The sequence below is a fragment of the Pseudomonas sp. B8(2017) genome (genome assembly GCF_002113575.1).
Taxonomy (GTDB): domain Bacteria; phylum Pseudomonadota; class Gammaproteobacteria; order Pseudomonadales; family Pseudomonadaceae; genus Aquipseudomonas; species Aquipseudomonas putida_Z.
Genome location: NZ_NEIO01000009.1, coordinates 207,954 through 220,929, shown reverse-complemented (window position 1 = coordinate 220,929; position 12,976 = coordinate 207,954). Strand labels below are relative to the sequence as shown.

At 65.4% G+C, this 12,976-nt stretch carries 11 protein-coding genes and 1 pseudogene; 2 read left to right on the top strand and 10 right to left on the bottom strand.

Annotated features, from left to right (window positions below):
• The coding region (locus tag CAG22_RS15825) for a hypothetical protein (RefSeq protein WP_085705755.1) at positions 1–1,011 on the top strand (1,011 nt) is incomplete at its 5' end.
• 111 nt (positions 1,012–1,122) lie between these two features.
• Here the strand turns inward: CAG22_RS15825 and CAG22_RS29000 are convergent.
• The 3 genes and pseudogenes from CAG22_RS29000 to CAG22_RS15815 form a co-directional block, all read right to left on the bottom strand.
• Complete coding sequence (locus CAG22_RS29000; RefSeq protein ID WP_370290711.1) at positions 1,123–1,863, bottom strand: methyl-accepting chemotaxis protein; 741 nt, start codon at positions 1,861–1,863, stop codon at positions 1,123–1,125.
• A gap of 114 nt (positions 1,864–1,977) precedes the next feature.
• Positions 1,978–3,009: pseudogene (gene mcpA / locus CAG22_RS28995) on the bottom strand (methyl-accepting chemotaxis protein McpA); the annotation flags it as partial.
• A gap of 142 nt (positions 3,010–3,151) precedes the next feature.
• A complete protein-coding gene (locus CAG22_RS15815; RefSeq protein ID WP_085705749.1) occupies positions 3,152–4,030 on the bottom strand; it encodes a LysR family transcriptional regulator in 879 nt (292 codons plus the stop codon).
• Positions 4,031–4,132: 102 nt separating this feature from the next.
• Between CAG22_RS15815 and CAG22_RS15810 the strand changes: the two genes are divergently transcribed.
• Positions 4,133–4,561, top strand: coding sequence for a PACE efflux transporter (locus CAG22_RS15810; protein ID WP_085705748.1), 429 nt, complete (start codon positions 4,133–4,135; stop codon positions 4,559–4,561).
• A 124-nt stretch (positions 4,562–4,685) separates the two neighbouring features.
• Here CAG22_RS15810 and CAG22_RS15800 read toward each other — a convergent pair whose 3' ends face one another.
• From CAG22_RS15800 to CAG22_RS15765, 7 genes are all read right to left on the bottom strand, one after another.
• Positions 4,686–5,747, bottom strand: a complete 1,062-nt coding sequence (locus CAG22_RS15800; protein ID WP_085705746.1) for a hypothetical protein — start codon at positions 5,745–5,747, stop codon at positions 4,686–4,688.
• Between the two features lie 242 nt (positions 5,748–5,989).
• Positions 5,990–6,658 carry a GntR family transcriptional regulator gene (locus CAG22_RS15790; RefSeq protein ID WP_025338407.1) on the bottom strand — a complete coding sequence of 223 codons (669 nt, stop codon included), beginning with the start codon at positions 6,656–6,658 and terminating at the stop codon, positions 5,990–5,992.
• A gap of 16 nt (positions 6,659–6,674) precedes the next feature.
• Complete coding sequence (locus tag CAG22_RS15785; RefSeq protein ID WP_085705744.1) at positions 6,675–7,379, bottom strand: FadR/GntR family transcriptional regulator; 705 nt, start codon at positions 7,377–7,379, stop codon at positions 6,675–6,677.
• Positions 7,380–7,423: 44 nt separating this feature from the next.
• Complete coding sequence (locus CAG22_RS15780; protein ID WP_003260726.1) at positions 7,424–8,734, bottom strand: C4-dicarboxylate transporter DctA; 1,311 nt, start codon at positions 8,732–8,734, stop codon at positions 7,424–7,426.
• Between the two features lie 438 nt (positions 8,735–9,172).
• Positions 9,173–9,652, bottom strand: a complete 480-nt coding sequence (locus CAG22_RS15775; protein ID WP_025338409.1) for an Lrp/AsnC family transcriptional regulator — start codon at positions 9,650–9,652, stop codon at positions 9,173–9,175.
• 162 nt (positions 9,653–9,814) lie between these two features.
• Entirely contained in the window at positions 9,815–10,879 is a 1,065-nt protein-coding gene (locus tag CAG22_RS15770; RefSeq protein ID WP_085705743.1) for an ornithine cyclodeaminase, read from the bottom strand.
• 339 nt (positions 10,880–11,218) lie between these two features.
• The gene (locus tag CAG22_RS15765) at positions 11,219–12,967 is read right to left on the bottom strand and encodes a sigma-54-dependent Fis family transcriptional regulator (RefSeq protein ID WP_085705742.1); all 1,749 of its coding nucleotides are present in this window, start codon (positions 12,965–12,967) and stop codon (positions 11,219–11,221) included.
• Positions 12,968–12,976 lie beyond the last annotated feature (9 nt).

Here is a 12,976-nt window from a genome sequence, read left to right as displayed (position 1 = left end):
GGGTTCGCTTCGGGGCGGGAACTGTTGTTGTTCTTTGTCGATTTCGGTGTGTGGGGGCTGGTTGGTGCGCTGGTCAGTGCAGCCTTGTTCACCTTCCTCGGCATGGCCCTGGCGGGGCTGGGCAATCGCCAGCAGGCCACTTCGCACAAGGATGTGATCCAGGCCATCTGCGGCCGTCACCTGGGCCTGTTCGTCGACTGGCTGATCACCTTTTTCATGTTTGCCGTCACCGTGGTCATGCTGGCCGGTGGTGGTGCCTTGCTGGAGCAGCAGTTCGGCATCCCGGCGCTGGCCGGCAGCGTGCTGGTGACGCTGGTGGTGGTGGGCATCGTGTGCCTGGACGTGCGCAAGGTGATCCTCGCCATTGGTGCCATCACGCCGTTGCTGATCCTGGTGGCCTCGGCGATTGCGTTGTACGCCGTGTTCAGCCGGGAGCAGAGCTTCGCCCAGCTCGACCAGCTGGCCAGCCAGCAACAGGCGGGCACCCGTCACTGGCTGCTGGGGGCGTTCCTGTACGTGTCGTACAACATCGTTGCCGGCGCGCCGATCCTGGCCATCCTGGGCGGCTCGGCCAAGGGCGAGAGAACCGCGGTATGGGGTGGGCTGCTTGGTGGTGCAGCACTGGGCGGGCTGATGCTGGTGATGAGTGCCGGGCTGTTGTCGCGCCTGGACAGCGTGGCTGACCTGCCGATGCCGATGCTGTCGATCGCCAACGAAGTATCGCCACTGCTGGGGCTGGTGATGTGCCTGATCATCTTCGGCATGATCGTCAACACCGCGGTGGGTACGTTGTTCTCCTTCCTCTCGCGGCTGATGCCGGCGGGTACGGCGAAGTTTCGCTGGGGCTCGGTGGTGACCGGGGTGGTGGCGTTCGGCTGCAGCCTGGTGGGGTTCATCAGACTGGTGGGTGAGGTGTACCCGCTGTTCGGCTACCTGGGCTTCGTGCTGATGGCGGCGGTGCTGCTGGCCTGGGTCCGGCGGAGCAAAGTGGTTAAAGCGGCGGTGGCGTAGGGGGCTGCTGCGCAGCCCGATCGCGACACAAGGCCGCTCCCACAAGGACCGCATGGCACCTGTGGGAGCGGCCTTGCGTCGCGATTGGGGCGCAGAGCGCCCCCTGGGCCATCAGATCCTGAAGCTGCCTACCAGCTGCTTCAGGCGCCCGGCCTGCTGGGCCAGTTGGTCGCAATGGCGCAGGGTCTCGTTGAGGTTCTCCACCCCTTGCTGGTTCAGGGCGTTGATCTGGGTGATGTCCAGGTTGAGGCTCTCGACCACGGCGGTCTGCTCTTCGGTAGCGGTAGCCACCGATTGGTTCATGCCATCGATCTCGCCAATGCGCTGGGTCACGCTGGCCAGGCGCTCGCCGGCCTGGTTGGCCACCTGCACGGTCTGCTCGCTGGAAACCTGGCTGGTGTTCATGGTGTGCACCGCTTCGCGCGAGCCTACCTGCAGGCTGGTGATCATGCGGTGGATTTCTTCCGCCGATTCCTGGGTGCGGTGCGCCAGGTTGCGTACCTCGTCGGCCACCACGGCAAAGCCACGGCCGGCCTCACCGGCACGGGCCGCTTCGATGGCGGCGTTCAGCGCCAGCAGGTTGGTCTGCTGCGAGATGCCCTTGATCACGTCGAGGATCTTGCCGATTTCGTCAGTGCTGGCGTTGAGCGTTTCGATTTGCGCGCAGGACTCGCTGATGCGCTGCGACAGGGCGGTCATGGCGCTGATCGCTTCTTCGACCACTTCACGGCCACCGTGGGCCTGTTCGCTGGCACCGCTGGCATGCTGCGAGGCATCGGCGGCGTTGCGGGCGATTTCCTGGGTGGCGGCACCCAGTTCGTTGATCGCTGCGGCCACGCTGTTGGTGCGCATGCTTTGCTCTTCGGAACCGGTGATCGACGCATTGGAGGCATTGACCACCTTTTCCGACAGGTCGTGCACCAGGCGGGTTGCCGAGGACACTTCGCTGATCGAGGCATGGATGCGCTCGACGAAGCGGTTGAACGAGGTGGCCAGTTCGCCGAACTCGTCCTTGTTCTGCACGGTCAGGCGGCGGGTGAGGTCACCTTCGCCCTCGGCGATGTCGCGCATGGCGCGGCCCATGGTGGTCAGCGGGCTCATCAGCACCGGGATCAGCAGGCCGAGCAGGCCGGCGATGGCAGCCACGGCGATCAGCATGGCGATGATCGCCGAGGTGCGGAACTGGCTGAGCGCGGCGTAGGCCTTGTCCTTGTCGATCGACAGGCCGATGTACCACTGTGCCGAAGGCAGGCCGGCCACCGGGGCGAAGGAGATGATGCGGTCCTGGCCATTGAGGGTGACATCCTGCATGCCGGCGGCGACTTGCAGATTGCTGCCGGGGTAGATGTCCTTGAGGTTCTTCATCACCTGGTCTTTGTCGGGGCTGACGATCACCTGGCCATTGCTGTCGGCCAGGAAGGCGTGGCCGATGCCGCCGAAATCGACCGAATTGATGATCTCGACCAGGGTGTCGAGGGTGACGTCACCGCCGACCACGCCGATCAGCTCGCCATTGCCCTTGCTTTTCACCGGCGTGGCGATGGTGACCATCAGGCCGCCGACAGCACCCTGGTACGGGGCAGTCAGCACGGTCTGCCCGGCGCTGGCCGCGGCGCCGTACCAAGGGCGCTGACGTGGGTCGTAACCGGCCGGCATCTGTGTATCGGGGCGCTGGGTGAACACACCGTTGGCCTGGCCCAGGTAGGTGAACAGGAAATTGCGCGTGTAGGACGGCTGCTCGATCAGCCCGGCCAGGGTATCGCCGGCACCTTGCTGGGCGATGTCCTGGGCCAGGTTTTCCAGGACCAGGATGCGCCCGCTCATCCAGTTCTGCACACTGCTGGCGGTCAGTGCGCCGGACTGCTGCACCGAAGCTTCGATGTTCTGGCGGATGGTGTTGCGTTGCAGGTAGTCGTTGTAGAGCGTGAACAGGGCAAATGCCAGGACCACGACGCCGCAGGCGCTGAGCAGGATCTTGTGGCGAAATTTCAGGTTCATGTTTCGAGACCTTGAGCCAATGAGGGGAGGGCGCAGCGCGCTCATGACGCATTGCGCAACCTATCGTTCGGGATATCGGCTCAAGGGGTAAAAGATTGAAGTGCTTACAGAAATTTCTTACGGTCATTTCGACGGACGGCATTCACTGGCTACACAACTGCTCGATCAACAGGCGTGCAGCCTGCTGCAACGGTTGTTGCTTGCGCCAGAAGATGTGTACCGGCAACTGCAGCTCGTTGCGGGTGTTGCGAAAATCCAGGCGCACCAGGCGCCCGCTGGCCAGCAGTGGCGCGACCCGCGACAGCGGCAGGTCGCCCCAGCCCAGGCCGGCCTCCACCATCTGCAGGGCGAGGTCGAAGCTGTCGGTTGACCAGTGCGTGGCGCCTATCAACGGGCGTGGGTCGGCCAGTGGCAGGTCACGGCTGCGCACCAGGATCTGGCGCACCCGGGTCAGGTCTTCGAGGTAGTGGATACGCCCCTCGCGCAGGGCCGGGTGGGCGGGCGACAGGGTGGCCACCAGCGACTCCATGCCGATGTGCTGGAAGCCGCGCCGGGCATCGACCTGCAGCCCGGCAAAGGCTACGCAGAGGTCGGCGCGGCCGCTGTCCAGCAGGTGCACGGCCTCTTCCTGCGGGGCGCTGAGCAGGGCGATGTCCAGCAGCGGGTGCCGCTCACCCAGGCGAGCGATGGCCGCCAGCAGCGGGCGGTGGTCGATGTCCGGCACCACCGCCAGGGTCAGGCTGCTCTCCAGCCCCTGAGACAGCTCCAGGGCATGCACCTGCAGCAGCCCCAGCTGCTCGGCGATCAGCCGGGCATGGGGTTCCAGCGCCATGGCCTGGGCAGTCGGGCGGACTTCCCGCGGGCCGCGCTCGAACAGGGTGTAGCCCAGTTCGGCCTCGAGGTTGCCGATGGCCATGCTCACGGCCGAAGGCACCCGCTGCAGGGCGCGCGCGGCGGCGGAAAACGAACCGCGGTCGAGCACGGCGAGAAACAGCTGGATATTGTCGCTGGAAAAGTTCATGGCAGCCTCCTGTCAGTAGATCTGACAGCTGCTGACTTTTGCTGTCAAGCATGATGAAGCATGATCGCGCCCCATCGCTTTTGTCATTGGAGGTAATCCCGGGTGCAGGGACTCAAACGCAAACTGGTCTACGTGACTTTCTATGAACTGATCGGGCTGTGCATGTCGACCCTCGGGCTGGCCTACCTGTCGGACACCCAGGCATCGCATACCGGGCCTCTGGCGGTGATGATCACCACCATCGCCATGCTCTGGAACCTGATCTACAACACCCTGTTCGAGTGGTGGGAGAGTCGCCAGGCCAAGCGCGGGCGCAGTGTGGCTCGGCGGGTGGCGCATGCCATCGGCTTCCAGCTGACTCTGGTGGTGTACCTGATCCCGTTGATTGCCTGGTGGCTGGACATGACATTGCTGGAGGCACTGCTGGTGGACATGGCGTTCATCGTGCTGGTGCCGTGCTACACCTTTGTCTACAACTGGGCGTTCGACCGGATCTTTGGCTTGCCCAGTTCTGCGTTGGCTACGGCCTGACACGTTACCTGTGGCGGCCTCTTCGCGGGTAAACCCGCTCCCACAGGGATATCACAGGCCTTGAAGGCAGTGGGCGACCCTGTGGGAGCGGGTTTACCCGCGAAGAGGCCGGAACAGTCAACCACTAAGGCGGCAAGCGAATGATCAAAGGCTCCTGCTGCTGCTTCACCTGCTGCTCAATCGGTTGTTCCGCCGGCCGCGGCGCACTGGCCAGCAAGCTGTCCTCGACCTGCCCCGACAGGTAGTACACCCCCGACATGGCCCCGCTCTGGCGGTTCTCCATCAGCTCCTGCCATTCCTGGTTCAGCGCCACGTTGAGGATCACCCGCAACTGCTCGACCATCTGCGGGTGTTCGCGGTCATGGGTCATCATCCCGTAACCGGCCGCCGCAATCGAAATCATCGCCCCCGCCACCTTGCCCACCGCCGACGCCACGGCACTGGCGATGCCGCGCGGGGCCAGGGTGGCGCCGAGCTTTTCGCTGGCCTGGTTGGCCACCGAGTTCAGCCCGACATCGGTCTTGCCGGGGCCTTTGCCGGCCTGCTGGTGCAGGTGCTGGCGCATGGCTTGCCAGGCCGGTTGCTGGGCCAGCGACTTGGCCCGCAGCAGTTGGTACAGGCTGGCATTGCGCGCATCCGGCGGCCCCAGGGCGATGGCAGGAATGCGGTTGAGGCGCTGGCTGAACTGCTCGGGGGGCGCGTTGTAGCGGCTGATGATGGCCGGCAGCTGCTGGCCGAGCAGTTGCAGGTACAGCTCGCTGGCACGGTCGCGGATGCCTTCGGGGTTGATCTGCTCGGCCACCGGTTCGATCACCCGCTTGTGGTACTGCTCCTGCAGGTACAGCGCCAGGCGCTTTTCCGCCGGCTCCCGGCCTTCACCACTGTCGATCTTGTACCAGGCCACCTTGAGGGTCAGCCACTGCTGGGTCCAGTAGCCGGTGAACCACGGGACAAAGTCGCTTTCGGTGCGCTGCTGCACCTGTTCCTTCCACACTCGCATGGAGCGCCGGGCATAGTCGTTGGCCGAGCTGGCGGCGCCGACCGAGGCTTCGATCAGTTCCTGGTCGATGCGTTGCCAGGCGGCGGGGGTGAGCACCACCGGTGGTGGCGGGACAGGTGGCGGCTTGCCTGCGCAGCCGGCCAGGGCCAGCAGCAGGCACAGCAGCAGGAGGACTCGAGTGCTCACGCAACCGCCTCCCTGATAGAGGCTGGGGTGGTTCTCGGAGTATAGGGTGGGGAGTGAAGGGCTGCCGTGCAGCCCATCGGCCATCGCCCGGCCAACGCGATCCATGTAGGAGCGGCCTTGTGTCGCGAAAGGGCCGCAAAGCGGCCCCGGCAATTTCTGCTGCACAGCTGAAATCCTGGGGCCGCTTCGCGCCCCATCGCGACACAAGGCCGCTCCTACAAGGGGGCGTCAGCTTGAATCGGTCATTCCAGGTCGAGCTTTTCTTCCAGGCGGTCGAGATGCTTGTGCATCAGCCCCAGCGCCGCCTCGGCATCGCCGTGCTCCACGGCATCGATGATCGCCGCATGTTCCTGCCACGCGCAGTGGTCGCAGCATGGCGACTCGTAGCGGGCGATGATCAGCGAGGTCATCGGCACCAGGCCGTTGAGGAACCGTGCCAGTGGCGCATTGGCGGCCACCTGCGCCAGTTTCAGGTGAAACTCGCCGCCCAGGCGGATCGCCGCACAACGCTCGCCGTTCTCATGGTGCTGGCGCTCGCGCTCCACCAGTTGTCGCAGCTGGCGAATCTGTACCGGCCGGGCGCGTTGCGCGGCCAGGGTGATCAGCGTGGTTTCGGCCAGGCGCCGGGCGCTGAGCACCTGGCGGGCCTGCTCCGGGTCGGGCGCGGCCAGATGCGCAGTGTGGCTGGGGCGCTGCACCACCACCTGCTGGTCGGACAGGCGCCCGAGCACGCGGCGGATCACTGTACGGCTGACGCCAAAGGCATGGCCCAGCGCCTGTTCGGGCAACAGGCTGCCAGGTGGCAGGCGCTGTTCGAGAATGGCATCGAACAGCCGCGGGTAGATCTGCTCGGCCGACAGGCGGGTTTCGCCGGCCGCGAGCAGGGCCGGCAAGTGAGGGGCGGCGTTCATGGTCGCTCTCCTGGGGTCATGGATGCGGGTGTTCGTCCGGGATGTTCAACGGGATGCCCATGCGCAACCCTTCGGCCAGGATGTGCTGGCGCATCTGGGCACTGGCCTGGGCGCTGCTGCGCTCACGTATGGCGCGCACCACCGCTTCGTTTTCCTTCAGCCGCGCGGCCAGGTGCTCTGGCGAATTGCGCAGCATGTCGGCGCTCTGCTTGAGGGCATTGCCGGTCTGTTGCACCACGCTCTGGAAGATCGGGTTGGTGGTCAGGGCGAACAGCGCTTCATGGAAGGCGATGTAGGCCCTGACGCCGGCTTCGCTGTCATCGGCCTCCAGCGCTTCACGCATGTCCATCAGGGTCAGGCGCAGCTGGCCGATGTCCTGGCTGTTGGCCGACTGCGCCACCAGGCCGACGATGAAGGGCTCAAGGGTGTAGCGCAGCTCCAGCACGTCGGCCAGGCTGGCTGCGGCGCTGGTGTCCACGCCCGGTTCCTGGGCGGTGGCATCGGCATCCAGTACCAGCACGCCCTTGCCCGGCAGCGAACGCACCAGGCCCAGGGTTTCCAGCACGGTCACCGCTTCGCGCAGGCTGGGGCGGCTGATACCCAGTTGTTCGGCCAGCTCGCGCTGGCCTGGCAGCATGTCGCCGGTACGCCATTGGCCTCGGGCGAGGGCCTGGCGCAGTTTTTCCACCACTGAGTTGACGACGGTAGATGAGCTGATCACGGTTCGCTCCTGGAAGGGCCGGCATCAGTGCCGGCCACGTTCGCTCAGAATTCCTGTTGATGGGGGTTGGGCTGCTTGCGTGGCGTGGGGGCGAAGCCGGGTTTGCCGTCAAGCACGTTGTGCGCGCGTTCCAGGTCGATGTCCTTCTCCCAGCGGGCGATGGCCACGGTGGCCACGCAGTTGCCGATCAGGTTGGTCAGCGCCCGGCCGATGCCCATGAACCAGTCCACCGCCAGTACCAGTACCAGGCCGACCACCGGGATCGCCGGCACGGCGGTCAGGGTAGCGGCAAGGATCACCAGCGCCGAGCCTGGGATGCCGTGAGCGCCCTTGGAAGTCACCAGCGACACCAGCAGGATGGTCAGCAGGTCGGTCATTGCCAGTGGCGTGCCGGTGGCGTTGGCAATGAACACGATGGCCAGGGTCAGGTAGATGGAGAAACCATCGAGGTTGAACGAATAGCCGGTGGGGATCACCAGGCCGACGGTGGAGCTGCCGATGCCCAGGTGCTCGAGCTTGCGCATGATCTGTGGCAGTACGGCATCGGACGAGGCGGTGCCCAGCACGATGGTGAGCTCTTCACGCAGGTACTTGATCAGTGGCAGCAGCTTCAGGCCCGACAGGCGCATGACCGTGCCCAGCACGATCAGTACGAAGCCGGCACAGGTCAGGTAGAACAGCGCCACCAGCCCGCCCAGGTGTTGCAGCGATTCCAGGCCGTACTTGCTGGTGGTGAAGGCGATGGCGCCGAACACGCCGATCGGTGCCAGGCGCACGATCATGCCCATGATGCGGAAGATCACGTGGCTCAGTTCGTTGATCAGCCGCGAGATGCCGGCTGCCGAGTCACCCACCAGGTTCAGCGCGCTGCCGAACAGTACCGAGAACAGCAGCACCTGGAGGATGTTGTTGTCGGCGAAGGCGCCGATCACCGAGGTGGGGATCAGGTCCATGAAGAATGCCGTGGCACCGTGGATGTGCTGGCCGCGCTCGGCCAGGCTGCTGGCGTCGGCGCTGGACAGTTGGTCCAGGTGGATGTTGGCGCCGCTGCCGATGCCGCTGGTGAAGGCGAACACCAGGCCGATCACCAGCGCCAGGGTAGTCAGCACTTCGAAGTAGATCACCGACTTCAGGCCGATGCGCCCGACCTTTTTCAGGTCTCCGGCGCCCGAGATACCGCTGACCACCACACAGAACACGATCAGGCCGATGAGCATCTTGATCAGCTTGATGAAGCCGTCGCCAAGGGGTTTGAGTTGCAGGGAAAGGTCGGGGAAGCTGAGACCGCAGGCGATGCCGAGGGCAAGGCCGAGCACGACTTGAAGGAAGATCGAACGCGAGCACCATTTGAGCATGGGAGGGATCTCTGATCGGTGTCCTTGCTTCGGTAGCCGCACGGGGCGAAAGAGCGCAGGACTTAATTATTGTGGTCTTACCGGTTTGTTCAGCGCGAAGCCATGAAAGCGCGAAAAATCCGACTTTGCAAGGTTTTTTGGCCTTACCGGTCTGACCAGTTGTGGGGCAATCCAGCCTGCCTCGCTCTAATTCGGTGCGTCTGGTTGATCGGGCCGCAGTGCGGCCGTTCGCAGGTGAATCGCAGCGGCGAACCGCGTGCGCACATGAATCAGATCAGGCTTTGGCCAGTGCCTCGGGTACCGTTGCAATCAGCTTGCCAAGCGCCATGCCGACCTCAGTATTTTCGATAACGCCATGATTCATAAGGGTTATTTGCATTATGCGGGTGACCTCGTAGAGTTCGCGCCCGGCGCAATGGCGCGACTCTTGATAGCGCGTCAGCGAGCCATTGGCTTGACCTCGGCCAGTACCGGGTGCGCGACCAGCTTGTCGATGTGCAGGGTGTCGTCGTTCATCCAGCTTTCGCTGAGCAACCGGTAGTGTTCCATGTCGCGGCAGCGCAGGCGCAGGCTGTAGTCGAAGTGGCCGCTGATCAGCTGGCACTCGTGCACTTCCGGGCAGTTGCGCAGGGTGGCTTCGAAGGCCTTCTGCGCGGCCCGCCCGCTTTGGTTGGACAGGGCGACCAGCACCAGCAGCGACACCCCGGGCGCCACCTTCTGCAGGTCGATGATTGCCCCGTAGCCGCGGATCACGCCACGGCGCTCCAGCTTGCGTACACGCTCCAGGCAGGGGCGGGGGGTGAGGTGGACGAGGCTGGAGAGTTTTTCGAAGGTGATGCGGCCGTCATGGCGCAGGATGTCGATGATCGCTTCGTCGATGCGGTCGAGGGGGTGGGCGTTGGCGTCCTTGGTGTCCATGCGCTTGGGCTTCGTTCGGAAGAGGGCATGGGACAGGTTAGGCGGTAAAGGGGGCCGCTGCGCGGCCCATCGCGACACAAGGCCGCTCCTACAAGGGATACGCGGTCCTTGTGTAGGAGCGGCCTTGTGTCGCGATGGGCTGCGCAGCAGCCCCAGGATCCATCAGGCGCAGACAGAACCAGCCTTGGGCACCGCCCGCAACTCCACCACCCGCGGCTGCAACAACCCATACAAATCCTTCGGATCCTCCAGCACCGGCACCAGCCCGATGTCCGTGCCGATACCCAGTGCCTGCGCCGTATCCAGCACATAGCGCAAGGCCGAGTAATCCTCCAGGGCAAACCCCACCGAGTCGAACAGCGTCACCTGTTCGGCGCGCTCACGCCCCTTGGCTTCCCCGGCAACCACGCGCCAGAACTCGGTCACTGGCGAGTCCGCCGGCATCTGCTGGATCTCGCCTTCCACCCGGCTCTGCGGCTCGTACTCGACGATCACCCGGGCCCGCTCGACAATCGCCCGGTGCAGCTCGGTCTTGCCTGGGCAGTCACCGCCCACGGCGTTCAGGTGCATGCCCGGCTCGATCATCTCCGGGGTGAGGATGGTGGCGCAGGCCTTGTCGGCGGTCACCGTGGTGACGATATCGGCCCCGCGTACCGCTTCGGCCACGGAGCTGGCGATGCTCAGCTTGAGGCCGGGTCGGTTGGCCAGGTTGGCGACCAATTTGGCCGAGGCGGCCGGGTCGATGTCGTACAGGCGGATTTCATCGATGCCCAGCAGGGCATTGAAGGCGATGGCCTGGAACTCGCTTTGCGAGCCATTGCCGATCAACGCCATGCTGCGGCTGTCTTCGCGCGCCAGGTAGCGGGCGGCCAGGGCCGAGGTGGCCGCAGTGCGGATGGCGGTGGTCAGGGTCATTTCGCTGAGCAGCAACGGTGCACCAGTATCGACGCTCGCCAGGGCGCCGAAGGCCATCACCGTGGGCAGGCCATGGCGAGTGTTCTTCGGATGGCCGTTGACGTACTTGAAGGCGTAGCGGCTGGCGTCCGAGATTGGCATCAGCTCGATCACGCCGTCCGCTGAATGGTTGGCCACCCGGGCGCATTTTTCGAAGGCGGGCCAGCGCAGGTAGTCCTGACGGATGTACTCGGCCATTTCCAGCAGGCACGTGGGCAGGCCTTTGCGGTTGACCAGGCGGGCCAGGTCTTGCACATCGATATAGCGGGTCATGAGGGGTCTCCCTGCGGTCGACGCTTCCAGAGTGGGCTCTGGTTTCATTGTGCGGCGGGTGGGGAGGTAAAGCTGGCTGTAATGGGCTGTGGCGGCAGCGGCTTTGGCTGATTTCGCTGCGCTGGCAGCCGAATCGGCTGTGGCTGCCTGGCCCGGCCCTATCGCCGGCAAGCCGGCTCCCACAGGGATATCACAGGCCTTGAGAGCGGCGCTGTACCTGTGGGAGATTGCCCAGTCCTTTGGGCTGCGCTGTCGCACAGGGAACAATGTTCGAGAGCGTGCCACATTCCCTTGTGGGAGCTGGCTTGCCGGCGATGAGGCCAGCACAGGCAAAGGCAATCATCGCTCACGCAACCGTTTGTACAGCGTGGTGCGGCTGATCCCAAGCCCGCGCGCCACCGCCGACAGGTTGCCGTTGGCTTGCTCCACCAGCGCGTGCAGGTCCGCTTCCTCAGTGGCAAGCAGCACGGGGGCCTGCAACTCGGCCAGAAATCCTGCAGGCAGGTGCTCGACGCCAACCGGCCCATTACCCGCCAAGGCCAGCGCCACCTGCAGCACACTCACCAGTTCACGCATATTCCCCGGCCAGGGGTGCCGATCGAGCAGTTCGATAATGGCCGCAGGCAGCCGCGCAGGCTGCCCGGGGTCGCGGTAGCGCGCATGCACCTGCTCGATCAGTTGCCGGCGGTCACTGCGCTCGCGCAGCGGCGGCAACACCACCGCCAGCCCGGCGATGCGGTAATACAAGTCCTGGCGAAAGCGCCCGGCGCGCACTTCTTCGGCCAGGTCGCGGTTGCTCGCCGACACCACGCGGATATCCACCGCCACCGGTTCGCCGCTGCCCAATGGCTGGATGCTGCGCGTCTGCAGCACGCGCAGCAGGCGGGCCTGGGTGGGCAACGGCATGTCGCCGATTTCGTCGAGGAACAAGATGCCGTGGTGGGCCTTGCGGATCAGCCCCGGGTTGCCCTTCTGGTGGGCGCCGGTGAACGCGCCCTTGTCGTAGCCGAACAGTTCCGACTCCACCAGCTCGGCCGGGATCGCCGCGCAGTTGACCGCGATCAGCGGCTGGCTGGCGCGGCTGCTGGCCCGGTGCAGGGTATCGACGAATACCTCCTTGCCTACGCCGGTCTCCCCCTGCACCAGCACCGGGATGTCCTTTTCCAGCAGCAGACCGGCCTGCGCCAGGGCCTTCTCCAGGCGTGGCTCGGCGCTGCTGGCGGCGGGGCGGCCGGGGGCCTCGCGCGGCGGCTGCCACTGGCAATGAAAGCGGTTGCGCCCGGTGGCTTGCAGGGCGAAGGGCTGTTGCCGGGGATGGCTGAGCAGCTGTTGCAGGGGCAACTGGAACAGTTGCGCGATGTTCTGCTGCAGCGGGTTGCCCCCGAGCAGGGTGTCGGCTCGGTGATTGGCGGCCAGCACCTGCCCGTGCTCATCGAACACCAGCAGGCCGGCCCAGGGGCTGTCGAGGTTGTCGGAGGCGCTGTTGAAGATCAGTTGCGCGTGCTGGTCGGCGTGCTTGGCGAGGATCAGGCGGTTCTCCAGGCTCTGGCCCATCATGCGCACCAGGCCCAGGGTCTGGCTGGCGGGCAGGTAGCCGTCGCTGGCCACATCGAGCACCCCGACCAGCTGCCGCTCGGCGTCGAACAGCGGCGTGGCGGCGCTGGACATGTAGCGGTTCTGGCGCAGGAAATGTTCGTCCTGGCCAACGTGAATCGCCTCGGCGCAGACCAGTGCGGTGCCCAGCGCATTGGTGCCGACACCGCGCTCGTGCCAGTGGGCACCGGCGCTGAAGCCATGCTGCTGGCGCGGCTCGATGAACCGCCGCGAGCCCCAGCTGTCGAGCAGGCAGCCACTGGCATCGGCCAGCATCACCAGGTAGCTGGCATTGCCCAGCAGGTGCGCATATTGCGGCAGCACCGCTTCGCGGGTCAGGTGCAGCAGGGCCTGGCGCTGCTCCAGCAGGGCGCTCAGCTCGGCGCGGGTCAGGCAGTCGAAGTCCGGGGCGTGCTGGGGTTGCAGGCCGTGGTCGCGGCAGCGGGCCCAGGAGGCCTGGATCAGTTGGGCATGGGGCGAAGCGGATGCGGCCATGGGCCTGTC

Excerpts from the sequence above, each read along its gene's own strand:
- CAG22_RS29000 (WP_370290711.1), bottom strand. The coding sequence starts at position 1,863 with ATGCGCACCAACAGCGTGGCCGCAGCGATCAACGAACTGGGTGCCGCC.
- CAG22_RS15815 (WP_085705749.1), bottom strand. The coding sequence starts at position 4,030 with ATGAACTTTTCCAGCGACAATATCCAGCTGTTTCTCGCCGTGCTCGAC.
- CAG22_RS15790 (WP_025338407.1), bottom strand. The coding sequence starts at position 6,658 with ATGAACGCCGCCCCTCACTTGCCGGCCCTGCTCGCGGCCGGCGAAACC.
- CAG22_RS15780 (WP_003260726.1), bottom strand. The coding sequence starts at position 8,734 with ATGCTCAAATGGTGCTCGCGTTCGATCTTCCTTCAAGTCGTGCTCGGC.
- CAG22_RS15775 (WP_025338409.1), bottom strand. The coding sequence starts at position 9,652 with ATGGACACCAAGGACGCCAACGCCCACCCCCTCGACCGCATCGACGAA.
- CAG22_RS15770 (WP_085705743.1), bottom strand. The coding sequence starts at position 10,879 with ATGACCCGCTATATCGATGTGCAAGACCTGGCCCGCCTGGTCAACCGC.
- CAG22_RS15765 (WP_085705742.1), bottom strand. The coding sequence starts at position 12,967 with ATGGCCGCATCCGCTTCGCCCCATGCCCAACTGATCCAGGCCTCCTGG.